This is a genomic window from Caballeronia novacaledonica (genome assembly GCF_900258035.1).
In the GTDB taxonomy this organism is placed as follows: Bacteria; Pseudomonadota; Gammaproteobacteria; order Burkholderiales; family Burkholderiaceae; genus Caballeronia; species Caballeronia novacaledonica.
Genome location: NZ_OGTP01000002.1, coordinates 184,803 through 205,722, shown reverse-complemented (window position 1 = coordinate 205,722; position 20,920 = coordinate 184,803). Strand labels below are relative to the sequence as shown.

22 protein-coding genes are annotated in these 20,920 nt (G+C 62.0%); 11 read left to right on the top strand and 11 right to left on the bottom strand.

Features of this window, described 5'->3' with window-relative positions; genetic code table 11:
- Nucleotides 1-159: 159 nt before the first annotated feature.
- Nucleotides 160-1,068 (bottom strand): SMP-30/gluconolactonase/LRE family protein, encoded by a 909-nt coding sequence (locus tag NOV72_RS04800; protein ID WP_106853452.1) that lies wholly within the window; start codon nt 1,066-1,068, stop codon nt 160-162.
- Nucleotides 1,065-1,895, bottom strand: coding sequence for an NAD-dependent epimerase/dehydratase family protein (locus NOV72_RS04795; protein ID WP_106853451.1), 831 nt, complete (start codon nt 1,893-1,895; stop codon nt 1,065-1,067). The genes NOV72_RS04800 and NOV72_RS04795 overlap by 4 nt, the downstream gene beginning before the upstream one ends.
- A 199-nt stretch (nt 1,896-2,094) precedes the next feature.
- Here NOV72_RS04795 and NOV72_RS04790 point away from each other — a divergent pair, with 199 nt between their 5' ends.
- The gene (locus NOV72_RS04790; protein ID WP_106853450.1) at nt 2,095-3,084 is read left to right on the top strand and encodes a LacI family DNA-binding transcriptional regulator; all 990 of its coding nucleotides are present in this window, start codon (nt 2,095-2,097) and stop codon (nt 3,082-3,084) included.
- Nucleotides 3,085-3,153: 69 nt separating this feature from the next.
- On the opposite strand, the gene NOV72_RS04785 is transcribed toward NOV72_RS04790, so the two are convergent.
- Nucleotides 3,154-4,443 (bottom strand): MFS transporter, encoded by a 1,290-nt coding sequence (locus tag NOV72_RS04785; protein ID WP_106853698.1) that lies wholly within the window; start codon nt 4,441-4,443, stop codon nt 3,154-3,156.
- A gap of 412 nt (nt 4,444-4,855) precedes the next feature.
- On the opposite strand from NOV72_RS04785, the gene NOV72_RS04780 reads away from it, so the two are divergent.
- Both NOV72_RS04780 and NOV72_RS04775 read left to right on the top strand, forming a co-directional pair.
- Nucleotides 4,856-5,749: a DMT family transporter gene (locus tag NOV72_RS04780; RefSeq protein ID WP_106853449.1), complete on the top strand. Its 894-nt coding sequence runs from the start codon at nt 4,856-4,858 to the stop codon at nt 5,747-5,749.
- A gap of 61 nt (nt 5,750-5,810) precedes the next feature.
- Nucleotides 5,811-7,766 carry a methyl-accepting chemotaxis protein gene (locus NOV72_RS04775; RefSeq protein WP_106853448.1) on the top strand — a complete coding sequence of 652 codons (1,956 nt, stop codon included), beginning with the start codon at nt 5,811-5,813 and terminating at the stop codon, nt 7,764-7,766.
- A 31-nt stretch (nt 7,767-7,797) separates the two neighbouring features.
- Here NOV72_RS04775 and NOV72_RS04770 read toward each other — a convergent pair whose 3' ends face one another.
- The gene (locus tag NOV72_RS04770; protein WP_106853447.1) at nt 7,798-8,106 is read right to left on the bottom strand and encodes a non-heme iron oxygenase ferredoxin subunit; all 309 of its coding nucleotides are present in this window, start codon (nt 8,104-8,106) and stop codon (nt 7,798-7,800) included.
- A gap of 15 nt (nt 8,107-8,121) precedes the next feature.
- Nucleotides 8,122-9,207, bottom strand: a complete 1,086-nt coding sequence (locus NOV72_RS04765; RefSeq protein WP_106853446.1) for a fatty acid desaturase family protein — start codon at nt 9,205-9,207, stop codon at nt 8,122-8,124.
- Between the two features lie 147 nt (nt 9,208-9,354).
- Between NOV72_RS04765 and NOV72_RS04760 the strand changes: the two genes are divergently transcribed.
- The 3 genes from NOV72_RS04760 (at nt 9,355) to NOV72_RS04755 (ending at nt 12,232) form a co-directional block, all read left to right on the top strand.
- The gene (locus NOV72_RS04760; protein ID WP_106853445.1) at nt 9,355-10,407 is read left to right on the top strand and encodes a LacI family DNA-binding transcriptional regulator; all 1,053 of its coding nucleotides are present in this window, start codon (nt 9,355-9,357) and stop codon (nt 10,405-10,407) included.
- A gap of 80 nt (nt 10,408-10,487) precedes the next feature.
- On the top strand, nt 10,488-10,691 hold the full coding sequence (locus tag NOV72_RS31825; RefSeq protein WP_146149943.1) for a hypothetical protein: 204 nt from the start codon (nt 10,488-10,490) through the stop codon (nt 10,689-10,691).
- A gap of 458 nt (nt 10,692-11,149) precedes the next feature.
- Nucleotides 11,150-12,232: a glycosyltransferase family 2 protein gene (locus NOV72_RS04755; protein ID WP_106853444.1), complete on the top strand. Its 1,083-nt coding sequence runs from the start codon at nt 11,150-11,152 to the stop codon at nt 12,230-12,232.
- A 13-nt stretch (nt 12,233-12,245) separates the two neighbouring features.
- Here the strand turns inward: NOV72_RS04755 and NOV72_RS04750 are convergent, their stop codons facing one another.
- Nucleotides 12,246-12,881 carry a TetR/AcrR family transcriptional regulator gene (locus NOV72_RS04750; protein WP_106853443.1) on the bottom strand — a complete coding sequence of 212 codons (636 nt, stop codon included), beginning with the start codon at nt 12,879-12,881 and terminating at the stop codon, nt 12,246-12,248.
- Between the two features lie 117 nt (nt 12,882-12,998).
- On the opposite strand from NOV72_RS04750, the gene NOV72_RS04745 reads away from it, so the two are divergent.
- Together NOV72_RS04745 and NOV72_RS04740 are read left to right on the top strand one after the other, a co-directional pair.
- Nucleotides 12,999-13,856, top strand: coding sequence for an NAD(P)H-binding protein (locus NOV72_RS04745; RefSeq protein ID WP_106853442.1), 858 nt, complete (start codon nt 12,999-13,001; stop codon nt 13,854-13,856).
- 41 nt (nt 13,857-13,897) lie between these two features.
- Nucleotides 13,898-14,155 carry a hypothetical protein gene (locus tag NOV72_RS04740; protein WP_106853441.1) on the top strand — a complete coding sequence of 86 codons (258 nt, stop codon included), beginning with the start codon at nt 13,898-13,900 and terminating at the stop codon, nt 14,153-14,155.
- A gap of 5 nt (nt 14,156-14,160) precedes the next feature.
- Here the strand turns inward: NOV72_RS04740 and NOV72_RS04735 are convergent, their stop codons facing one another.
- On the bottom strand, nt 14,161-15,540 hold the full coding sequence (locus NOV72_RS04735) for an HdeD family acid-resistance protein (protein WP_106853440.1): 1,380 nt from the start codon (nt 15,538-15,540) through the stop codon (nt 14,161-14,163).
- Between the two features lie 163 nt (nt 15,541-15,703).
- Nucleotides 15,704-16,492: an aldolase gene (locus NOV72_RS04725; protein ID WP_106853438.1), complete on the bottom strand. Its 789-nt coding sequence runs from the start codon at nt 16,490-16,492 to the stop codon at nt 15,704-15,706.
- Nucleotides 16,493-16,737: 245 nt separating this feature from the next.
- On the opposite strand from NOV72_RS04725, the gene NOV72_RS04720 reads away from it, so the two are divergent.
- Together NOV72_RS04720 and NOV72_RS04715 are read left to right on the top strand one after the other, a co-directional pair.
- Entirely contained in the window at nt 16,738-16,941 is a 204-nt protein-coding gene (locus tag NOV72_RS04720) for a cold-shock protein (protein ID WP_008347993.1), read from the top strand.
- 236 nt (nt 16,942-17,177) lie between these two features.
- Entirely contained in the window at nt 17,178-17,609 is a 432-nt protein-coding gene (locus NOV72_RS04715; protein ID WP_245932904.1) for a hypothetical protein, read from the top strand.
- Between the two features lie 177 nt (nt 17,610-17,786).
- Here NOV72_RS04715 and NOV72_RS04710 read toward each other — a convergent pair whose 3' ends face one another.
- Nucleotides 17,787-18,554: a sulfite exporter TauE/SafE family protein gene (locus NOV72_RS04710; protein WP_106853436.1), complete on the bottom strand. Its 768-nt coding sequence runs from the start codon at nt 18,552-18,554 to the stop codon at nt 17,787-17,789.
- An 82-nt stretch (nt 18,555-18,636) separates the two neighbouring features.
- Here NOV72_RS04710 and NOV72_RS04705 point away from each other — a divergent pair, with 82 nt between their 5' ends.
- Complete coding sequence (locus NOV72_RS04705) at nt 18,637-19,527, top strand: LysR family transcriptional regulator (protein ID WP_106853435.1); 891 nt, start codon at nt 18,637-18,639, stop codon at nt 19,525-19,527.
- Here the strand turns inward: NOV72_RS04705 and ppk2 are convergent.
- Nucleotides 19,524-20,585: a polyphosphate kinase 2 gene (gene ppk2, locus NOV72_RS04700; protein WP_106853434.1), complete on the bottom strand. Its 1,062-nt coding sequence runs from the start codon at nt 20,583-20,585 to the stop codon at nt 19,524-19,526. The genes NOV72_RS04705 and ppk2 overlap by 4 nt on opposite strands.
- A gap of 50 nt (nt 20,586-20,635) precedes the next feature.
- Entirely contained in the window at nt 20,636-20,857 is a 222-nt protein-coding gene (locus NOV72_RS04695) for an HP1242/YdcH family protein (RefSeq protein WP_106853697.1), read from the bottom strand.
- Between the last annotated feature and the right edge of the window lie 63 nt (nt 20,858-20,920).

The window sequence follows — 20,920 nt, the reverse complement described above, 5'->3', positions numbered from 1 at the left end:
GAGGCGTTACAGCATTGGTGTTTGTTCTTGGTATCGGTTCCGAAGCGGCACGTGTCCATCCGTTCGATGCGCGCCAATGCGGTGCATCGAATCGTTTGCGTCCCAAAGTATGCGTAAAAATTGCGAACGGGGCGCGTCATGCGCCCCGTTTCGCGAAGATCATGCTACCGGTAACAGACCGGCGTAGTCCGGTTCCGGTAAGCCTTGCACGCCGGCGTTCAATGCGAACACGTAGCCATCGTCGTCAGTGGCATTCGTTGCCGGACGAATTGTCGTGACATAGAGCGTCTTCAGATCGCTGCCGCCGAATGCGCACATCGACGGCTTGCTCGCGGGCAATGCTATCTCCCGATCCAGCTTGCCCTGCGGCGTGAAGCGCAGCAGACGCCCCGCATCGTTCGCGCAGGTCCAGTAGCAGCCGTCGGCATCGACCGCAGCGCCGTCGGGGCGGCCCGCATAGTGATGCAAATCGGCGAACACACGCTGCGCGGCGGGCGTGCCCGTCTCGATGTCGAAATCGAATGCCCATACGAGGCGGCGTTGCGGGTGCGAGTCGGACAGATACATCGTGCCGCCATCCGGCGACCACGCGAGACCGTTTTGCGTGATCAGACCATCGACGACGGGCGCGGACAACGCGCCGTGCTCATCGAAGCGATACAGCGCGCCGACAGCACTCGCCAGCGACATGTCCTGCACCATCGTGCCCGCCCAGAAGCGCCCTTGCCTGTCGCAGCGGCCATCGTTGAAGCGCATGCCCGTCGCGGGAAACGAGGGCGAAGCGAGCTTCATGGCGCGGCCTTCATTTGCATCGGTCAACGTCACGCGGAAGATGCCGCTTTCCATGCCCGCGACGACGTGCCCCGCTTTATCGAACGCAAAGCACGCGACCTGTTCGGCGAACGCCCATTCCGTACGGCGCGCGGTTCCGATTTCGAGCCGGACGATACGGCGCGCCGGGATATCGACCCAATACAGCGCGCCTTCCTGCGCGCGCCATACCGGACATTCGCCGACCGTCGCACGGCCGCCTGCGTCGAGCCGTTCGGCGCGCACGGCGCTGTTCATCGCTTGCGCTCCATCGGCTCGCCCAGGACGAACGCGCCGCCCTGGAAGCGCTGTGCGGGGTCGTCGCGCTCGGCTGTCGGCGCGGTCACCGGAAAGAGCCCGTCGAACTGCGCGGAGCTGTCTTGCGGATTGAAGCCGAGGAAAGCGGCCTTCGAGTTGTCCCACCACTTCACCGGATTGTCCGACGCCCCATACACCACGGCGTGTCCGACGCGATTCGTGAACAGCGAGCAGCGCACGAGCTCGATGAAATCGCGGAAGCTCAGATACGTGACGAGCATGCGCGGATTTTTCGGCTCCTCGAACGACGAACCGATGCGCAGGTTCACCGTCTCGATGCCGAAGCGGTCGAAGTAATAGCGCGACAGCGATTCGCCGAAGCACTTCGTCACGCCATAGAGACTGTCCGGACGATGCGGCGCATTTGCGTCGAGCACGTCGGTGACCGGATGAAAGCCGATCGCATGGTTCGAGCTCGCGAACACGATGCGCTTCACGCCGTAACGGCGCGCCGCTTCATAAATGTTGTACGTGCCGCGGATATTCGCTTCGATCAGATCGTCGAACGGCGCGTCGATCGAAATGCCGCCGAGATGCACGATCGCATCGACACCTTCGACGAGTTGCATCACCTTCTCGCGATCCGCGAGATCGACGGCGCTGATTTCTTCATGGCTCGCCGCGTCGTCGAGCGGGGCGATGTCGGAGAGCCGCACGACGTCGGCCCATTGCGCGAGCGCGCCGCGCAACTGACGGCCCAGATTGCCGGCGGCGCCGGTCAAAAGCAGGCGCTTGAACGGTTTGCCCGCTGCGTTTGGCTGATTCATCGACACTCCTATCCAATACTTGTTGATGCGTTGAAAGCAAAAATAAAGAAAACGTTTTCGGGACTATAGCGGCGGGACCGATGAGCGGTCAATCGGCGGCTGGCATTAAGAACGCTGCATGCAAAATGCATGATGCCACCTCATTGTTTCCCGATTTTCTGCGACAATCCGTAAACATTGCGAAAACGTTACCTTCCTGATGAAGAAAATTTCCCCGACCATTCGCGACGTCGCCGCGGCAGCGGGCGTGTCCGTTGCGACTGTCTCCAAGTACATCAATGGCGCGCAACGTTTCTCCGCGCCGGTCGAAGCCAAGCTCAAGGAAGCCATCGATACGCTCGGCTACCGCTCGAACCCGCTCGCCCGCTCGATGATCACGGGCAAGACGCGCACCATCGGCCTCACGATCCTCGACATCAGCAATCCGCACTTCACCAACGTCGTGAAAGGCGCGAACCGTATCGCGCTGCGGCACGACTACACGTTGTTGCTCGTCGATATCGACGAGAACCAGGCGCGCGAACGTCCGCTCATCGAAGCCCTTGCGCAGCGCGTCGACGGGCTGCTGGTCAGTTCGCGCCTCGCCGATGAACACGCCCAATGGATGCTCGACCTCGACAAGCCCGTCGTGCTCCTGCGCAATGCCGAACTGCCGATTCCGAGCGTGGGCATCAACAGCCGCCTCGCCACCTACATGCTCGCGCGCCATCTGCTCGATCTCGGGCATCGCCGCATCGCGTATCTCGGCTTCGAGCATGCGCGCATCAACGATGAGCGGATTCGCGGCGCGCGCGAGTGTCTCGCCGAAGCGGGCCTCGAACTCGACATCTACGAAGCGCACGCGCCGACCTCGCTCGCGGGCGAACAGGCCTGCTCGCGCGTGATGCTCGGACCGAAACGGCCGCAAGCGGTGATCTGCTACAACGACCTGATCGCGCTCGGCTTCATGAAGGAGGCCGCGTCGCTCGGTATTCGCGTGCCGCAGGACGTGTCGGTGACCGGCATCGACAACGTGCCTTACGGCGCGTATGCCGCACCGGGTCTCACGACCGTCGACATTCAGAGCGAGAAGATGGGCGAGTTGGCGATGCAGAAGCTCATCGACGCCCTCGCCGGTCATCCCGATCCCGGCAACTCCATGTTCGAGCCGAGGCTCATCGTGCGTGAATCGACTGCCACGGCTGCATGATGCGAGACGCGCCGCCCGCGAGTTGCAAGTGCTGGCGGCGCGGCGCACTGCTTTACTAATAATTAGCGATTACGCCGGAAGCTTCGCCGGCGTCATCTTCGGCGTGAGCACGTGCATGATCGCGAAGGCGATGAGATACGCCGATGCGCCGATCGCGAACAGCACCCAGTAGTGGCCCGTGCGTTGCAGAACCTGGCCGATCACTTCCGAGAACAGCACGCCGCCGATCGAACCGGCCATGCCGCCGATGCCGACCACCGCGCCCACCGCACGACGCGGGAAAAGATCCGACGCCGTCGTGAAGAGGTTCGCCGACCAGCCCTGATGCGCGGCCGCCGCGAGACCGACGATCGCCACCGCGACCCACAGATTTTCCGCCTGCGACACGAACGCGATCGGCAGCACGGCGCATGCGCAGATCAGCATCGCAGTTTTGCGTGCAGCATTCACGGTCCAGCCTGCACGCAACAGCGCCGACGAAACCCACCCGCCGCCGATGCTGCCGATCGTGGTGATCGCGTAGATCACGACGAGCGGCAAGCCGATGTGCTGCATGTCCATGCCGCGCGATTCGTTGAGCCACTTCGGCAGCCAGAACAGATAGAACCACCACACCGGGTCCGTCAGGAACTTGCCGACGATGAACGCCCACGTCTCGCGCTGCTTGATGAGTACCTTGAAGCCCGGCGCGCCTGCTTTCGCGTTGACGGCATCGGCGGAACGGGTTTCGTCGCCTTCGTTCGCGAGATCGTCCTCTTGCGCGCTGCCGTCCGGCTGGCGATACATGAAGAACCACACGACGAGCCACACGAGACCGATCGCGCCGACCATCACGAACGCCGAACGCCAGCCGAAGGCCACCGCGAGCGCCGGAATGAGCGCCGGTGCGAACACCGCGCCGATGTTCGCGCCGGAATTAAAAATGCCAGTGGCGAGCGCGCGTTCACGGCGCGGGAACCATTCGGCGGTCGTCTTGATGGCGGCCGGGAAGTTGCCGCCCTCGCCGATGCCGAGCAGCGCACGGACCATCGCGAAGCCCATCACGGAGCCGACGGCCGCGTGCAGCATCGCGGCGATGCTCCATATGAACATCGCGAGCGCGTAGGAGATGCGCGTGCCGAGCCAGTCGACGATGCGTCCGAAGCAAAGCAGGCCGATCGCGTAAAACGCCGAGAACGCGATCACGATGCGGCCGTACTGCACCTGCGTCCAGCCGATGTCGTGCTGCAGCATCGGAGCGAGCAGACCGAGAATCTGCCGGTCCATGTAGTTGATGACCGTGGCGAAGAAGAGCAGCGCGCACACGGTCCAGCGATAGCGGCTGGCGGTACGCACGACGCCGGCAACGACAGTGTTCATGAAAGTCTCCGGACGCGGCGGCGCTCGTCGTGCCGCGTTCTTTGTTGCGTGACCGGCGACGAGCGCCGTGGCAATGACTTGCATCCGTAATGAAGCCGCAAGCCGGCCGGGGTTTTGGAAAACGTTTTTCGAAGAATAATGGGTTTGAACTGCGCTGACTATCCTGGTGTTTGCCCTAGTTCGGGCGTTCGATCCGGTATTTGGCGGCCCGGAAAACACTCTCCCGTCCGGCTTATGCTCCGGCTCGGTTAGTTAATCGTTTTCTCGTCCAGCTACTTCCAACGGGCTGTGCCGTGCTGGATTTGGCGTTTTGCATTCCGCCTTACGAATACAAAACGCCGGCGCGGGTCTTCGAACCCGCCGACGCGCCTGTATGATCGAACCCCAATCGAAACAACGGCGAATCCTTTCCATGCCCGCTCGCCTGACAGGGCTGCTCTGCCTGCTCGTTACCGCCACCGGCTGGGCGCTGAACTGGCCCGCCATGAAAATCCTGCTGCGCGAATGGCCGCCGCTTTTCTCGCGCGGCGTCGCCGGCATCGCGGCTGCCGTACTGCTTGGCGTCATCGCGCGATTGGCCGGTGAGGACATGCGCGTGCCGCGCGCGCTCGTGCCGAGACTGCTGCTCGCATCCGCGATCAATGTATTTGCGTGGATGGGCTTCTCCACGCTCTCGATGAAATGGCTGTCGGTCAGCGAAGGCGCGCTGCTGGTCTATACGATGCCGATCTGGGCGATGCTGCTCGCGTGGCCCATCGCGAAGCGCAAGCCCTCGGTCGCGGGCTTCTGCGCCCTTGCTCTGGGACTCGCGGGCGTTGTCGTGCTCCTGTCCGCGCATGGCCTGTCCTTCGATGGCGGCAAGATCGCCGGCATCGCGTTCGCGCTCTCGGCCGCAGTGCTGTTCGCGCTCGGCACGGTCATCACGCACGGACCGATACCCATCCCGCCCGTCACGCTCGTCGCGTGGCAAGTCGGCATCGGCTGCGCGCCGATGATCGTGCTCGGCCTCTATATCGAGCATCCGGTCTTTTCCGCGCTCGAGCTCGACGGCTGGGCCGTGCTCGTCTACATGAGCCTCGTGCCGATGGCCGTTTGCTATCTCGCGTGGTTCGCCACGTTGCGCCGCCTGCCGGCCGAGGTCGCATCCATCGGCATGCTGCTCGTACCGATCATGGGGATCGTCGCGGCGGCGCTCACGCTTGGCGAGCCGCTCGGCGTGCGCGAGGCGATCGCAATGGCGCTCACGCTCTCGGGCGTCGCGCTCGCCATGAGGCAACGCGGCAGAGCACGGGTTAAGGAAAATTAAAGACTCGACATCGATATGCCGATAAGAAGCATTGCCCCTCTTATCGTTCAGTCATTCCTCCATGCTTCGCAATACTCTGGCCCGCATGAGCGTCGGGACTCAATTCGCCGTGCTCGCCTGCGCGCTCACGGCCGTCGTCGTTGCCTTCTTCACTATCGCCGTCACCCGCAGCGCGGGCGAGCAGGTCGACACACACGCGCTCGCACGCGTCGAAAGCGAGAATCGATCGATCGCGACGATGATCGGTCTTTACGACAAAGCCGTGAGCGCGGAAGTCACGCGCTTCATGACGATCTTCGCGCATCGCCTGCCGGATACTTTCACGCTCGACGAAACGCGCACCGTGGACATCGGCGGCGTCGCGACGCCGGCCTTCCTCGCTGGCGACAAACCGCTGAACAACGACTTCGCGATTCCCGATGCGTTCCTCGAAGAAAGCGGCGCGATCGCGACGATCTTCGCCCGCACCGGCGACGACTTCGTGCGCGTGACGACGTCGCTCAAGAAGCAGGACGGCACGCGCGCGATCGGCACGCTGCTCGACCGCAAAGGTCCCGCATACGCGCCGATGATCGCGGGCAAGCCGTATATCGGCATCGCGGCGCTCTTCGGCAAGCAATACATCACGGAGTACAAGCCCGTCACCGATGCATCGGGCTGCGTGATCGGCGCGCTCTTCGTGGGCGTGGACGTGACCGCCGAATTCGCCGCGCTGCAGGACACGATCGCTAAACTCGCGATCGGCGCGAGCGGCTATCACTTCGTTGTCGATGCTTCAAATGGCGCGAATCGCGGCAAGCTGCTCGTGCATCCCGGATCGAAAGGCGAACTGGCCGATGAACGCGTCGCGCCCTTCAGGCAGATGCTCGATTCGCATGAAGGCCAGCTCACGTTCGACGGCGCCGATGTCGCGGGCGCGGATGCACGCGTGCATGGCGGCACGAAGGAAATCGTCTTCATGACCGTGCCGCAATGGCAATGGATGATCGGCGGCATCGCCTATCGCAACGAACTGCTCGCGGATGTGCACGCGAGCCGCAATCGCTTTCTGATGCTCGGCGCAGTCGTGGTCGCGCTGCTCGTCGGCGTGCTGATCTATGCGGTCACGAAGTTCGTGGGCGGTCCCATCGACAACGTGACGCGCGCTTCGGAACGCATCGCCGCGGGGGACCTCACCGTGCGCATCGACAGCGCGCGTGAAGACGATATCGGCCGCCTGATGCGTGCAATCGATGGCATTGCGCGCGGGCTTGCGGGCATCGTCGCGCAAGTGCGCACCGCGTCGGCGGATATGAACGAAGGCACGGCGCGCATCGCATCGGGCAGCAGCGATATCGCGACGCGCATCGCCACGCAGGCGGCGAGCGTCGAAGAAACCGCCGCGAGCATGGAAGAAATCACGAGCACCGTGCAGCAGAACGCGGCGAATACCTCACAGGCAGGCACGTTCGTCGCATCGGCTTCGGATGCGGCGCGCGCGGGCGGCCATGCAGTGGGACGCGTCGTGGAAACGATGGGCGAGATCGATGCATCGGCACGACGCATCGCCGATATCACCGCGACCATCGAAGGCATCGCGTTTCAAACCAATATCCTCGCGTTGAACGCGGCCGTAGAAGCGGCGCGCGCGGGCGAGCACGGCAAGGGCTTCGCGGTCGTCGCATCGGAAGTGCGTGCGCTCGCGCAACGCAGCGCGGGCGCCGTGAAAGAGATCGAAACGTTGATCGCCGAATCGGCAGAAAAGGTTTCGCGGGGCTACAAGATCGCGGAGGAAGCCAGCGGCACGATGAGCGGCATCGTCGAGCACGTGTCGCGCGTGAATGCGATCGTCGATGAAATCGGCGTCGCGTCGCGTGAACAGGCGTCGGGCATCGAGCAGGTGAACAGCGCGGTCATGCTGATCGGCGAAGCGACTCAGCAGAACGCCGCGCTCGTGGGTGAAGCAGAGCATTCCGCGGCCGAACTGCGCGATCAGGCCGAGCGTCTCGAGCGCGCGGTCAGCATGTTCCGTATCTGATTCATCGACGACTCAGCGCCGAATCCCGGCATCAGATCTCGATGAAGATGCGCCCGTTTTCGACTTTCGCAGGATACGTCCGCAACTTTTCGCAAACGGGCGCGCATAGCGGCCGGCCATCACGGATATCGAAGCGCCCGTTGTGCTTCGGACATTCGATAACATGGTCCATCACGAAGCCGTCGCTCAGATGGGCCTGCTCGTGCGTGCAAAGGCCATCGCTCGCGTACACCTCGTCGTTCACGCGATAGATCGCGAAGGTGCGGCCATCGTGATCGAAACGCATCACGTCCTCGTCTTCGATATCGTCGAGCAAGGCTGCATCGATCCATTGCGTCATGGCGAATCGTCTCCCTTATGCGTGCGTTGTGATCGGGTCGGGCATCGGCCGTTCAACGTGATACGACGGATCGCGCCTCTGCCGCGCGAGCGCCGGAATGATCTCCGCATAGGCCGCGATCGTGCTCGGATACGGCGGCGGCATGTCGTGCTTCACCGCTTCGTGCAATCGCGGAAGCGCGTGATAAGGCACCATCGGAAACATGTGATGTTCGACGTGATAGTTCATGTTCAGATAGAGAAACCGGAACACGGGATTCATCATCACAGTGCGGCAGTTCTTACGATGATCGAGCACGTTCTCAGGCATGCCCGCATGCTGCGTGAGGCCGAAGAAGAGATAGAGCCATGCGCCGTACAGGCTCGGCAAGCCGATATAGAGCAGCGGCAAGATCGAGTGAAACAAGAAGCACGCGCCGATAACCACGGCATAGATCGCAAGCGTGATACGCGCCTCCAGAATAACCTTCGGCCACTCCGACTCCGGCACGTAGGTCTTTTCCTCTTCACCTATGTTTCCGAACACAGACGAGATGATCTTCGGCACTTCGGCGGCGGCGTGCTTCAAAGCGAACACGTTTAACGCGAGACTCACCCAGTCCGTAGGCAGCGGCACCGCAATCTCCCGGTCTCGCCCGACGACGAGCGTATCGGTGTGATGTCGTGCGTGGCTCCAGCGCCATATCGTCGGACGGCGAAACACCTGAAACGATGCGACTTGATAGAGCGCCTTGTTCATCCAGGGTGTCTTGAAAGCAGTACCGTGACCGCTTTCGTGCCAGCGCGAGTCTGCGGGACTGCAGTAGAGCGTGCCGTAAAGAAGGAATGCCGGAATCGCCCAGAGCGAATGCGCTCGCCACGCAATCCATGCGAGCACGCCGCTCGCGATGATCGCCGCATACCAGAGCAACGTGTCGCGAATAGCGCGTGCATCACCGCGCTGCATCAGGCTTTTCATGACGGGCCGCGGCACCGCGCATTTGTACCACTCCGCGTTGACGAGACCCGCCGCTTTCGCGCGTTCGCCCGCACCGCCGATCAACTGATAACCGCGATAGCCATCGCGCTCGTCCACGCGATGCGCTTGCCCGGATTCCATCATGTCACCTCATCCGATGATTGAAATTACATCATTCGCTATCGTTGAACCGATGATAAAAGCGGAACCAATCACTGCGCAAACTTCATCTGCATTTGCTATCTTTAGGCATCATCGCGTGACTTGAAAACCCATCATTTACATCAAAAGATGAGTAAGCGTCCCACTCTTCAGTCAGTGGCCGAAGCCGCCGGGGTGAGCCCCGCAACGGTCGATCGCGTATTCAACGGCCGAATCAGCGTGCGCGAAGGCACGGCCTTGCGCGTGATCGAAGCGGCCGAGCGAATCGGCTATCACGGCGCCGGGCTGATGCGCGAACGCTTGCGCGCACAACGCGGCGAACATCACGAGCGATACACGCTGGGTTTTTGCCTGCAAAAACGAGCCGATCCGTTCTATCAAACCTTCGCGCGCATTCTCAAGGATGCGGCCGCGCGTCACGAGCCCGAACATTGCACCGCCGTCATCGAATACATGGATGAGCTCGACCCGGCTTCCATCGCGCGCACGCTGCTTTCGCTCGGCGAGCAAGCGCAGGCACTTGGCGTGGTCGCGGTCGATCATCCGCATGTGACGGCGGCCATCGAAACGCTTCATGGACAAGGCAAGCCCACGGTCACTTTGCTGTCGGATCTGAGTGCGCCGTTTCGAGCAGGCTATATCGGCGTCGATCCGCGCAAGAGCGGACGCACGGCAGCGTGGGCCGTGAGCCGCCTCACGCGTCGCGACGAGGGCACGGTCGGCGTATTCGTCGGCACGCCGCGCTATCTCGGTCAGGAAAGCTGTGAGATCAGCTTTCGCTCATATTTGCGGGAGCACGCGCCCGGACTACGCGTGCTCGACACGCAGATCAATCTCGAAGACAAGCAACTCGCCTACGAAGCCACGCTCGCCATGCTCGCGCGCCATGCCGATCTCGCCGGCCTCTATATTCCCGGCGGCGGCGTGGGCGGCGTGATTCGCGCATTGCGAGAAGAAGCCGCCGGACGACGCATCGTGACGGTGTGCAGCGACCTGATGCCGGACCGTTACGAGGCGCTCGTCGAAGGCGTCATCGACCTCGTGATCGACACGCCACTTCAGCGCATCGCGGAAACAGCAGTCCAGGCGATGCTGCGTAGCTTGCAGGCGTTGCCGGGCGAAGCCGCGCAAGCGAGCCAATATCCACTGCCGGCGCAGCTCTATACACCGGAGAACGTCTGACGTGTCCGAAGCACTCACGATCCGCTAATTCTTCGAATCTAGTCTCCTTATCGTAGTTCACACATTCAAGGAGAACGATCATGAAGAAACTTGCAGCCGCCCTTCTCGCCGCCTCTGTCACAGTGCCGATGCTTTCCTATGCGCAATCGCCCGCTCCGTTCAAGCAGGCCAACACCGAAGCGCACAACGATTACGGACCGAGCGTCGAAGGAAGCGTGCAAAGCGGATGGACAACTCAGCCCTCGCCGCAAGCGCTGAGGCAATCGCTCTACATGCATCATTGACCGCGTAGTGAACATTTTTCTTCTCGATGTCATATAAGTGCAAAGAGAAGAAAAATGTACTCACATCGCTACAGTTGCTTGCAACATGAAACCGTTTGTCACGCATCATTTACTTCGATGAGCCCCGCATGTGGGCAAGCGCACGGAGGAGCATGCAGCGCGTCCGGACGATAACGTTTGCGAGCTGATTCGAACTATAGTCAGAGAAGCCGCCCTATTTCTCCGATTGCATGTTGCGGCCATTCGGGAACCCGCAGCCTGCGAAATCGCTCTATTAACGTTCATTCCATCGACATGCATATCAGGCCGGGACATTCGGGGCCCGCCATATGATGTGACATGCTCCAACGATAACGCGTCCATTGCGTCGCATCCATCAGACCAACTGCATGTTTTGCGGTGCCGCGATTCCCACGCGTGGCATATTGAAACCCAATCATCGACGGAGAGCGTCATCTATGCCGTTAGACAGTGACTCATTGCGAGACACCGGTCCGCTGCTCAGCATCGTCGTAGCTGCGTATAACATCGAGGGATATATTGAGGAAGCGCTCGAGTCCCTTCTGTCCCAGCCTCATATCGACGCGATGAAGATCATCGTGGTCGATGACGGTTCTCGCGACGAGACCTATGCGGCGGCGCGCGCAATCGTGGAACGCGATCGCGGCGTACACATCGAACTGCTGCACCAGGAAAATCGCGGCCTGAGCGCCGCGCGCAATACCGGCCTCGCGGCAGTGCGCACGCCCTATGTCGGCTTCCTGGACGGCGACGATATTTATCTGAAGGCTTTCAGCGACGCGATCATTCCTGTCCTCGCCGAACGCAAATGGGATGTGGTCGAGTACAACGTCAAGATCATCGACGATAGCGGCCGCGAGCTCGATGAAATCGAAATCGCCGACGACGCGACGAGCGGCGGCCACCCGATGGATCGCGCCGCGCTGAAGCAATTCGCGGATCGGTTTCACACGTTCGCATGGGCGCGTACTTATCGCACGGATCTCTTCGACGAAGCGCCCTTTCCCGTCGGACGAAATTACGAAGACATGGCGCTCGTGCCCGCGACCTATCTTCGCGCGAGCAGCATCTATCGCATTCCCAAGCCGCTGATCGGCTATCGCCGGCGCTTCGGCAGCATCACGCAAACCGCCAAGCTGCGCGACATGCATGACCTGCGCGTCTCCGGCCAGGAAGCGCTCGCACGTTGCGACGGCAGCGAGACGGACGATTTCTGGCTCACCGTATTCGACAAGCTCTTTCACCGCGCATGCCACGTTTGCGCGCGCGTCGATCGCGCGTCGTTCAAGCAGGCATCGGAGACGCTGACGGCGATGGCTGTCGATCATCGTACGAAGCGCGAGACGCTCACCGCGCATGGCGGGCGTGAAGTCGTCGAGCTCGCGCCCTTCGATTTGAACGTGCGCACCGACCGCTCGATTCACTTTCTCAAAGGGCTCGTCAAGAAAGTATTGAGGCGCAGCCTCGATCATCATCAGCGCGAGCGTCGCCCGAGCACGTCGAATCAATTGAGCGGATAAGCGCGCTTCGTCTTCATGCCTCGTCTATGGCTCGCAAGCTCATTTGCTTGTAAGCGTCGACGAGCATCGCGCCCTCGCCGCGCTTGTGCGCGACGGCGAGGCGCATCGTTTCTTCGCCTAGCTGCCAGATCAGGAACGCGAGCGCGTTGACGCGCTTGCTGTCCGCGCGCGGCGTCACGCGCCCTATCGCCGCTGCGAGCAACGCGCCGCACGCACGGCCTTCCGCAATCTCGATGCTCATCAACGCCTTGTCCGATCGCAGCGCCGACGAAATGTCGCGCATCACCGGCTTGTCCAGCACGATCTCGTAGTACTGGTCAACCAGCGACGCGAACGCGTCGAGCAGTTGCGCCTTGTCCTGCACGGCGTCGAGCGCTTCTCGCACGCATTGGCGGCTCTCGTCCGCGTAGAGCTCGGCGAGCGTGCGCACGATCGCGCGCTTGTCGGGAAAATACTGATACAGCGAACCGATCGATATCTCTGCAAGCTCCGCGATCTCGCTCATCTTCACGTGCTCGCTGCCTTTCTCCGCGATCAGTTGCTGCGCGATCTCCAGAATGCGATCGAGGCGTTCGCGGCTGCGCTGCTGTGCGGGCTGCCTGCGCGCAATGCTGCCCTTCGCCGTGATGCGTGGCGGCTTCTCCTGCATGTTCAACTCCTTTTTTGCTGCGTCAGTGCAGGCTCAAAAATGCTTGACAGTCAAATGTGAGTATCTATCATGTTTAAAACGTGAGCAACTCTCACGTTTTAAACACAGGAGACAATCATGGCTCATTCGGACTTCGATGCCGCACCTATCCTCGTTCTGGGCGCCAACGGCAAGACGGGACGACGCGTGGCGGAGCGGCTACGCACACAGGGAATCGCGATTCGCGCGTGCGCACGCTCCACGCAACTCCGCTTCGACTGGAACGATCGCGCGACGTGGCGCCCGGTGCTCGAAGGCGTGAAATACGCATATGTCACGTATCAGCCGGACCTCGCAGTACCAGGCGCGCTCGATACGGTCGGTGCATTCTTCGACATGGCGCTCGCAAACGGCACCGAACGAATCGTGCTGCTTTCGGGACGCGGTGAAGAAGAAGCGCAAGCCGCCGAAGAGGCACTTCAACAGTCGGGCGCGACATGGACCATCCTGCGCTGCAGTTGGTTCATGCAGAACTTCAGCGAGAGCTTCTTGCTCGATCCGGTTCGCGAGGGCACGCTCGCCCTGCCCGTCGGCGATATTCGAGAACCTTTCGTCGATGCCGAAGATATCGCCGACGCAGCCGTCGCGGCGCTTACGCAGCCGGGCCATGAAAACAGGCTCTACGAGCTCACCGGCCCTCGCGCGATCTCTTTCGCCGAAGCGCTCGCATGCATCGCAAAGGCGTCGCGGCGCGATCTGCATCTCGCGCCAGTGGCCGCCGACGCGTTTCGCGCCGGCCTGCTCGAAGCAGGCGTATCGAAGGAGGAAACCGACCTGATCCTGTATCTCTTCACCACGGTGCTCGATGGCCGCAACGAAAAGCCTGCCGATGGCGTGCGCGCCGCACTGCATCGCGAAGCCCGCTCGTTCGAAGACTATGCAACGCGAACCGCTGCAAGCGGCATATGGCACGCGGGGCACGCGGGGCACGCGTGAGGTCCGCGAAATCCGGCCCCGTTTCGCGGTAGACTTTGGGGATGGAAAAATGTCCCTACTGTGAGCGAATCCGTGACGAATGGGATTGTCACGGTCAGGAATGCCGCACCGCAATTGCCCGCGCGCTGCGCAGACAGCGCATGGGATTGCCGATGGTGCCCAAGGTTATCCGCAATGAAATCACGGCGGGCGCGTCCACCGGCGAAGTGATCGCCCAGTTGTCGCGTCAGCGTTTGCGCGCGCGCCGGGCAAACGAGGAACGCCGCGCGCGCAAGGAAGCGGACGACCTCGATCTGTAGCAGCGTCACGTTTCATCGAACGTCCCTTCCTCGCGCCACGCGCGCCGCGATTTGCGCATCTTCGTGAGCGCCATGCGCGCAACCTTGAGCCAACCATAAGGACGCGGATCGGCGACCATGCTGAGCGCGCGCGCGTAGTCGAGCGTGAGGCCCGGCGTCCAGGCCATCGTCACCGCGCGCTTGCGCACTTGCGCCGCGACCCATAACTCCGGCGTGACGATCATCCTGAAGAGCGCGCCCCAACCCGCGCGCGCACCGTACAAACGCCCCGCCGCACCTTCGAGCGCGGCGTCGAGCGCACGCGACACGCTGCTCGAACAATTGCGATGCGTGAGGTTATACGTCGTGTCCTCGCGATAGTTGCGCCAGAAACTATCGAGCCGTGCGGGATCGTAATTGCGGATACGCACGCGCACGGTCGACGGGCACCAGGCCTTCGATTCGATCGCATAACTCGGCTGAAATACGCCTGGCACGTCGTTCTCGCGCGTGGCCCGCAAGAGGCGCGCGAAGTCATCGGGCGAGCGGTCGATTTCCACGGCCGGATAAAGACTCACGTAGATGCCTTCCGGTGATTCGAGCGCGGCGTGCCCTGTCGAGATCACTCCATTGCGATCGACCGCGGCGATATAGCGATCCACAACAGGATGCCACTGGGTCTCCGCCTTCGATGAACCCACCGGCGTCCAGACATGCACCGTGAGCGCCGGTTCGTCGTCCGCGGGCGGGCCATCCCATTCTCTCGCCTGCAATGGCGGACGCGCGCCGCTGAGTTCCTTGCCCGCAACGCTCGCCGCTTCCGCGCTCGCATCGCCCCAAACGGCGGGGTTGCTGGTCAACTTGCGTACGCGCGTCGCGATCATGATCAGATTCCATCCCGCGAAGATGAAGAACGCGCCGATGCAATACGGCACCGTGCCTTTATAGTGCGTCGGAAACGGTTGAATCATGAAGATGCCGAGAACGATCTCGAAGATCGCGAAGCCGAGTGCAACGCGATAGCGCCGGTAACGCACCACGAGCGCCGAGCTCGCCTGCAACAAACCATCGAACAGAAACGCAAGACCGATCAGGATCGAGAGAATGAAGTGACCGTGATGGTTGCCTTCGAAAATAAGCGCGGCCGTGAGCACGAACGCAATGCCCTTCGCGTAGCGCAATCTGCGCTGGCCGCCGACGCCAGCCCATGCGACTGCCAGCGTCAACGCGGCCTCGATCAGCAGCAGCCAGCCGACGAAGGTGATCGGAAAGCCCAGCGCGCCGTCGAGCGCATCGACGAACACGCCGATGCCGATCACGAGCAGAAGCCAGCCTATCGCCAACAGGCTCCGCCAGCGATTGCGCAAATAGTCCACACCGAGCAGGATCATCATCAGCTTGACCATCGTTCTCTCTTCCGAAAAATGACGGTAAGTGCTCGTACATGGTAGTGCAGTCGCCGCGAAGATCGATAGCGCACGATCTCGTGCTGAAGGGATTGATCATCGTGATTGCCGTATTCCTTCAGCAAACGGATATGGGCAAACGCGCTTTGGCGCGCGCAACCAGTCACGACTCGAAATCGATGTTCCGCGCGCGCAAGCGGCGCATACCGCTTGCGAGATGCGCACGCGCGCTTTCTACATCGCCCGCGCGCATCTGCTCATAAGTGCGCTGTGCGATGTCGTGCGGCACCGGCTTGAGCGGACGGTTCGCGCTCATCGCGCGCAATTGCACCTCCGCCGCGCGCTCCAGATAGTAGAGATCGTCCCACGCCTCGGCGATAGTTGCGCCTGCAACCATCACGCCATGATTCTTGAGGAAGAGGATATCGGCGTCGCCAATGGCGCCGGCAATGCGATCGCCTTCTGCATCGTCGAGCGCCAGGCCGTTGTAATGCTCGTCGACGGCCGTGCGGCCATAAAACTTCAACGATGTCTGCCCGAGCCACAAGAGCGGCGGGCCGTCGAGCAGGCATAACGCGGTCGCGTTCGGCATATGCGTGTGAAAAGCGGCCTTCACACGCGGAATCAGCTTGTGCACGCGCGCGTGAATAAAGAATGCAGTCGCTTCCGGCTCGCCTTCACCGTCGATGACATTGCCGTCGAAATCGCAGATCAGCAGACGCGACGCCGTGATCTCGCTGAACGCATAGCCATAGGGATTCACGAAGAACAGATCGTCGTGGCCCGGCACCATCGCCGAAAAGTGATTGCAGACGCCCTCTTCAAAGCCGTGCAGCGCCGCGAGTTGTAAGCAGGCTGCAAGTTGACGGCGCGCGTCAGCGATTTCGGGCGCATCGAGCCGGACGGAATCGGGCCGGACGCGTTGAGCGGCACTGGAAAGCGTGTGAGCCATAAGAATGCGTCTCCGGTCATCTGCCTGTCCGAAATGTCGAGGATAATCGAACGAACGGGCGAATAACGTCCGAACAAAAAGATTTCGGCGCCAGGCGCTGGCTGCGCGGAGTATGACGCGCTTATGTCGTGTCTCTTAGCAGAAACGCTTATTTGAACTCCGCATTCTGGCATGGTAAAACTCTATGCCGCTCGACATTCGAAGCGCATCTTCAACGTTATCCGTCTCAATAGGGTTTGGAAAAAATGGCAACAGGTACTGTCAAGTGGTTCAACGATGCGAAGGGTTTTGGTTTCATCACGCCGGACGACGGCGGTGAAGACCTGTTTGCACATTTCTCCGAAATCCAGTCCAAGGGTTTCAAGTCGCTTCAGGAGAATCAGAAGGTGAGCTTCGAAGTCAAGCAAGGCCCGAAGGGCAAGCAAGCTTCGACGATCCAGCCGCTGTAATTCCGGCGCTGCCGCCGCAAGGCACAAAACGGCCCATTCGGGCCGTTTTGTATTGGTGCGTTCATAAATCGACCGCAAGCGGAAAATAAATATATCAGTAGAATCGACAGCTAATTCAAGTCAAATCCATTCGCCTCGACGCGAAATTATTTCCACTGATTCGTGTGAACTCGGCAAGCAATCGGAAAAAATGTCGTACGCTCGTTCGGCATAAAACAAAGGCATTGCTCGTCTCGATGTGGCTGTTGACCTGCGATGCGCACGCGCAACCGTTCGCGACTAACCAGAAAGCGGCGCGCTTCGTCACGGAAGTCGTGATGAATGACTTCCACACGGCGCAGGCGGGCGGCGGTTATGTCTTCTCTTACGATAGCCACGAAACCGAAGAATCGCTCGCGGCGCGACTCGACCAGTGGCTCTCGGGAAACGATCCGCACGCCATTCTCATGGAGCCGGCGGAAAAGCAGGCGCTTTTCAGCTTCTACTGGGCCGCGAGCATGATGCCAGCGAATTCGCCATGTTTCCGCGACATCGCCGATCCAGGCTGCGGCGCGGATCTGTCCAAGTGGATGGCGCGCGAACTCGACGACGATCCGCGTTTCATCCGTGCCTACGAGGCCGCGAAAAAGCCGCTCGGGCTGCCGCCGCTCGAACACAACGCGCATTGACCCGATGCACTCGGCGTCGGCGACACGCGGCTCGACCATGCCGAACCGGCACGTCTTCGTCGGACATCCCGCGCAGCAATGCGATCTTCGCCGCCACGCTCACGATCAGCGAAAGCGCACCGAGCGTTTCCAGCAAGGCGGGAATCATGATGGTCTCCCTCGTGCGGTCCGCGCGCATCACCGATGCGAAAACATCGGCCCGTAGGTCTTGACGAAAAATGCAACCGTGATACCGGCGCTGACGATCAGCGTGCCCGCGCGAATCCATTGCGGCGGCGCGCGCCGGCCGATTTGCGCGCCGCTGTAGCCGCCCGCGATCGCCGCGAGCAGCATCGCGATCGTTTCGGGCCAGCGCACGGCCTGCGCCGCCGCGAACGTGAGAACGGCCACCGAGTTGGCCGCGCTCACGAGCAGCGTGCGCGGCGCGTTCAGGCTCTTCAGGTCGCGCGAATCGAGCAGGCCCCAGACCGCCATCATCATGATGCCGACCGCGCCGCCGAAGTAGCCGCCATAGACGCCGAGCAGAAACTGGATCGACAGCACCGCCGCCACGCCGATGCGCCAGCGCCGCCGCAACGCTTCGCCGAGCTTGCGCCCGAACGCGAGCGTCAAACTCGCGCACAACAGAAGCCACGGCAGCACGAAAGAGAACGTCTTCGACGACGTGGACAGCAAAAGCGCCGCGCCGACGAAACCGCCGACGAGCGTCGTCACGAGCATCTTGCGGATCGATACCGAACCGACGGGACCGAGCCCGTCGCGATACGCCCACGCGCTCACGACGCCGCCCGGAAAGAGCGCGACGGTGCTCGAAGCGTTCGCCTGAACCGGTGGCAAGCCGGCGGCGATCATCGCGGGCAGGCTCACGAACGAGCCGCCGCCAGCGAGCGCGTTCATTGCGCCTGCAAGAAAACCGGCGCCAATGACGAGAATGAAGAGTTCCATGCGACAGATGCTAACGACGCCGCGCGCCGCTTACAATCTGGCATTTCCAATGCGAGGCTTCGGTTAAACCGAAGGATCCGGCATGCGTTTCGATCTGACCGACATGCGGCTTTTCCTGACCGTGATCGAGCGCGGCAGCATCACGGCGGGCGCGCAGGCGATGCATCTCGCGCTGGCTTCGGCGAGCGAGCGCATCGCCGGGATGGAGGCCGCGCTCGGCGCGCCGCTTCTCGAGCGCAACCGTCGCGGCGTGCAGGCGACCGCCGCCGGCGAAGCCTTCGTGCGCCACGCACGCGGGATCCTCGGTCAGGTCGAACAGATGCGCGGCGAATTGCGCTCGTTCGCGACCGGCCTGAAGGGCCGAATCCGTCTCATGTCGAACACGGCGGCGCTGGCCGCCTTCCTGCCGCCGAGGCTCTCGCATTTTCTCGCGGCTCATCCGGATCTTTCGATCGATCTCGACGAGCGCCCGAGCGTCGACATCGTGCTCGCGATCGCGGAAAGCCGCGCCGATCTAGGCGTGGTTTCGGACACGGCGGACCTCGGGCAGCTTCAGACGCATCTGCTGGCGCAGGATCAACTGGTGGTGGTCGCGAACCGCGCGCATCGCATCGCCGGGGAGCGCGCGGTGGCGTTCGCGGAGATCGTCGGCGAGGCGTTCGTTGGTTTGTCGGATGCCGCGCTCGAATTGCATCTGGCCGAGCGCGCGTCGCGGCTCGGCCGGCAGATCGGCTATCGGATTCGCATGCGCAGCATCGACAACGTCGGGATGCTGGTCGAGGCGGGCATCGGGCTGGCGATTTTGTCGGAGGCGTCGGCGCTCATGCTGGCGCGGCCACAGCTTGCCATCGTGCCGCTCACCGAGCCGTGGGCGACGCGCCGCCTGCATCTGTGCGCCCGCGACTTCGCCGTGCTCACGCCACACGCGCACCTGCTCGCACAGACGTTGATGGAAGGCGCGAAGGCAAGCTAGAACGGCCGCCCGACGATGAACGGATCCACCGCGCCGATCGCCTTCAGATCGCGATTTGCATACGGCAGCTTGTGCAGCACGTAGCGCATCGCGTTGAGCCGTGCGCGCTTCTTGCAATCGGAGCGCACGACGGTCCAGGGCGTGTCGGCGCTATCGGTGTGCGCGAACATCGCTTCCTTGGCTTCGGTATAGGCGTCCCATTTGTCGAGCGACGCGAGATCGACCGGGCTCAGCTTCCATTGCTTGAGCGGATGAATTTCGCGCTCCTTGAAGCGGCGGCGCTGCTCGGCGCGGCTCACCGAAAACCATAGCTTGATGACGTGCGTCCCGCCTTGCGACAGATGCCGCTCGAACGCCGGCACCTGCCGCATGAATTCCTCGTATTCGCGCGGCGTGCAGAAGTCCATCACGCGCTCGACGCCCGCGCGGTTGTACCACGAACGGTCGAACAGGACGATCTCGCCCGCCGTCGGCAAGTGCTCGACGTAGCGCTGAAAATACCATTGGCCGCGCTCGCGCTCGGACGGCTTTTCCAGCGCCACCACGCGCGCGCCGCGCGGATTGAGATGCTCCATGAAGCGTTTGATGGTGCCGCCCTTGCCTGCCGCATCGCGCCCTTCGAAGAGGATCACGAGGCGCTGGCCGGTGTCGCGCACCCACGCCTGCAACTTCAGCAACTCGACCTGAAGACGGTACTTCTGCTTCTCGTACGCGTGCCGCGACATCAGATTCCGATACGGATAGCCGCCTTCGCGCCAGGACGGCGACAGTTCTTCGTCGGGGTCGGCCGATTCGCTGGCCGTTCGCTGCACGGCTTCGCGATCGAAAAGCTGGGCGCGCAGCATGGCGACTTCATCCGGCGACATCCCGCCGATCAGGGTTCTCACGGTGTCGACGAGCGAATCCCTCTCTTCGTGGTCGTGCGAGTCGAAGCCCTGAAGAATGTCGCCGAGGCTGTTGGTCAGCAGCTCATGAGCCGCTTCGACCGCGACGCTCGTTTCTTCCAGTTCGATGCAGCCATCCGATTCAGCAGCCTTCTCCGGCGATATCAACTTCATTCCTTCCTCTTGGTTGTTGCTCCGGCGCCTCGGTCTCGCGCTTCGTCTAGTCAGGCGGCTTCGTGCGCCTTTCTCAAGACCACGTACAGCTTGTCCTTCAGCAGCAGCTTTTCTTTTTTCAGCGATTCGATGGCGAACGAGTCGGCAGGCGTGACGCCCGTCTCCATGTTGCTGATCTGATGATCGAGCTCGTTGTGGCGCTCGAAGAGCCGCGAGAAATGAGCGTCCTCGCTCTTCAGCCGCGAGATGAGTTCGCGATATTCGGGAAACATGCGGTGATCCTCCGGTGCGTTCGTGTTGAATACTTCGAAGTACATAGTACCCAACGAACAGCG

Coding starts and splice junctions, on each gene's coding strand:
- NOV72_RS04720 (WP_008347993.1), top strand. CDS start 16,738: ATGGCAACAGGTACTGTCAAGTGGTTCAACGATGCGAAGGGTTTTGGT.
- NOV72_RS04705 (WP_106853435.1), top strand. CDS start 18,637: ATGCGTTTCGATCTGACCGACATGCGGCTTTTCCTGACCGTGATCGAG.
- NOV72_RS04765 (WP_106853446.1), bottom strand. CDS start 9,207: ATGATGGAATCCGGGCAAGCGCATCGCGTGGACGAGCGCGATGGCTAT.
- NOV72_RS04750 (WP_106853443.1), bottom strand. CDS start 12,881: ATGCAGGAGAAGCCGCCACGCATCACGGCGAAGGGCAGCATTGCGCGC.
- NOV72_RS04755 (WP_106853444.1), top strand. CDS start 11,150: ATGCCGTTAGACAGTGACTCATTGCGAGACACCGGTCCGCTGCTCAGC.
- NOV72_RS04760 (WP_106853445.1), top strand. CDS start 9,355: ATGAGTAAGCGTCCCACTCTTCAGTCAGTGGCCGAAGCCGCCGGGGTG.
- NOV72_RS04695 (WP_106853697.1), bottom strand. CDS start 20,857: ATGTTTCCCGAATATCGCGAACTCATCTCGCGGCTGAAGAGCGAGGAC.
- ppk2 (WP_106853434.1), bottom strand. CDS start 20,585: ATGAAGTTGATATCGCCGGAGAAGGCTGCTGAATCGGATGGCTGCATC.
- NOV72_RS04800 (WP_106853452.1), bottom strand. CDS start 1,068: ATGAACAGCGCCGTGCGCGCCGAACGGCTCGACGCAGGCGGCCGTGCG.
- NOV72_RS04785 (WP_106853698.1), bottom strand. CDS start 4,443: ATGAACACTGTCGTTGCCGGCGTCGTGCGTACCGCCAGCCGCTATCGC.
- NOV72_RS04780 (WP_106853449.1), top strand. CDS start 4,856: ATGCCCGCTCGCCTGACAGGGCTGCTCTGCCTGCTCGTTACCGCCACC.
- NOV72_RS31825 (WP_146149943.1), top strand. CDS start 10,488: ATGAAGAAACTTGCAGCCGCCCTTCTCGCCGCCTCTGTCACAGTGCCG.
- NOV72_RS04740 (WP_106853441.1), top strand. CDS start 13,898: ATGGAAAAATGTCCCTACTGTGAGCGAATCCGTGACGAATGGGATTGT.
- NOV72_RS04795 (WP_106853451.1), bottom strand. CDS start 1,895: ATGAATCAGCCAAACGCAGCGGGCAAACCGTTCAAGCGCCTGCTTTTG.
- NOV72_RS04715 (WP_245932904.1), top strand. CDS start 17,178: ATGTGGCTGTTGACCTGCGATGCGCACGCGCAACCGTTCGCGACTAAC.
- NOV72_RS04710 (WP_106853436.1), bottom strand. CDS start 18,554: ATGGAACTCTTCATTCTCGTCATTGGCGCCGGTTTTCTTGCAGGCGCA.
- NOV72_RS04725 (WP_106853438.1), bottom strand. CDS start 16,492: ATGGCTCACACGCTTTCCAGTGCCGCTCAACGCGTCCGGCCCGATTCC.
- NOV72_RS04770 (WP_106853447.1), bottom strand. CDS start 8,106: ATGACGCAATGGATCGATGCAGCCTTGCTCGACGATATCGAAGACGAG.
- NOV72_RS04735 (WP_106853440.1), bottom strand. CDS start 15,540: ATGGTCAAGCTGATGATGATCCTGCTCGGTGTGGACTATTTGCGCAAT.
- NOV72_RS04775 (WP_106853448.1), top strand. CDS start 5,811: ATGCTTCGCAATACTCTGGCCCGCATGAGCGTCGGGACTCAATTCGCC.
- NOV72_RS04790 (WP_106853450.1), top strand. CDS start 2,095: ATGAAGAAAATTTCCCCGACCATTCGCGACGTCGCCGCGGCAGCGGGC.
- NOV72_RS04745 (WP_106853442.1), top strand. CDS start 12,999: ATGGCTCATTCGGACTTCGATGCCGCACCTATCCTCGTTCTGGGCGCC.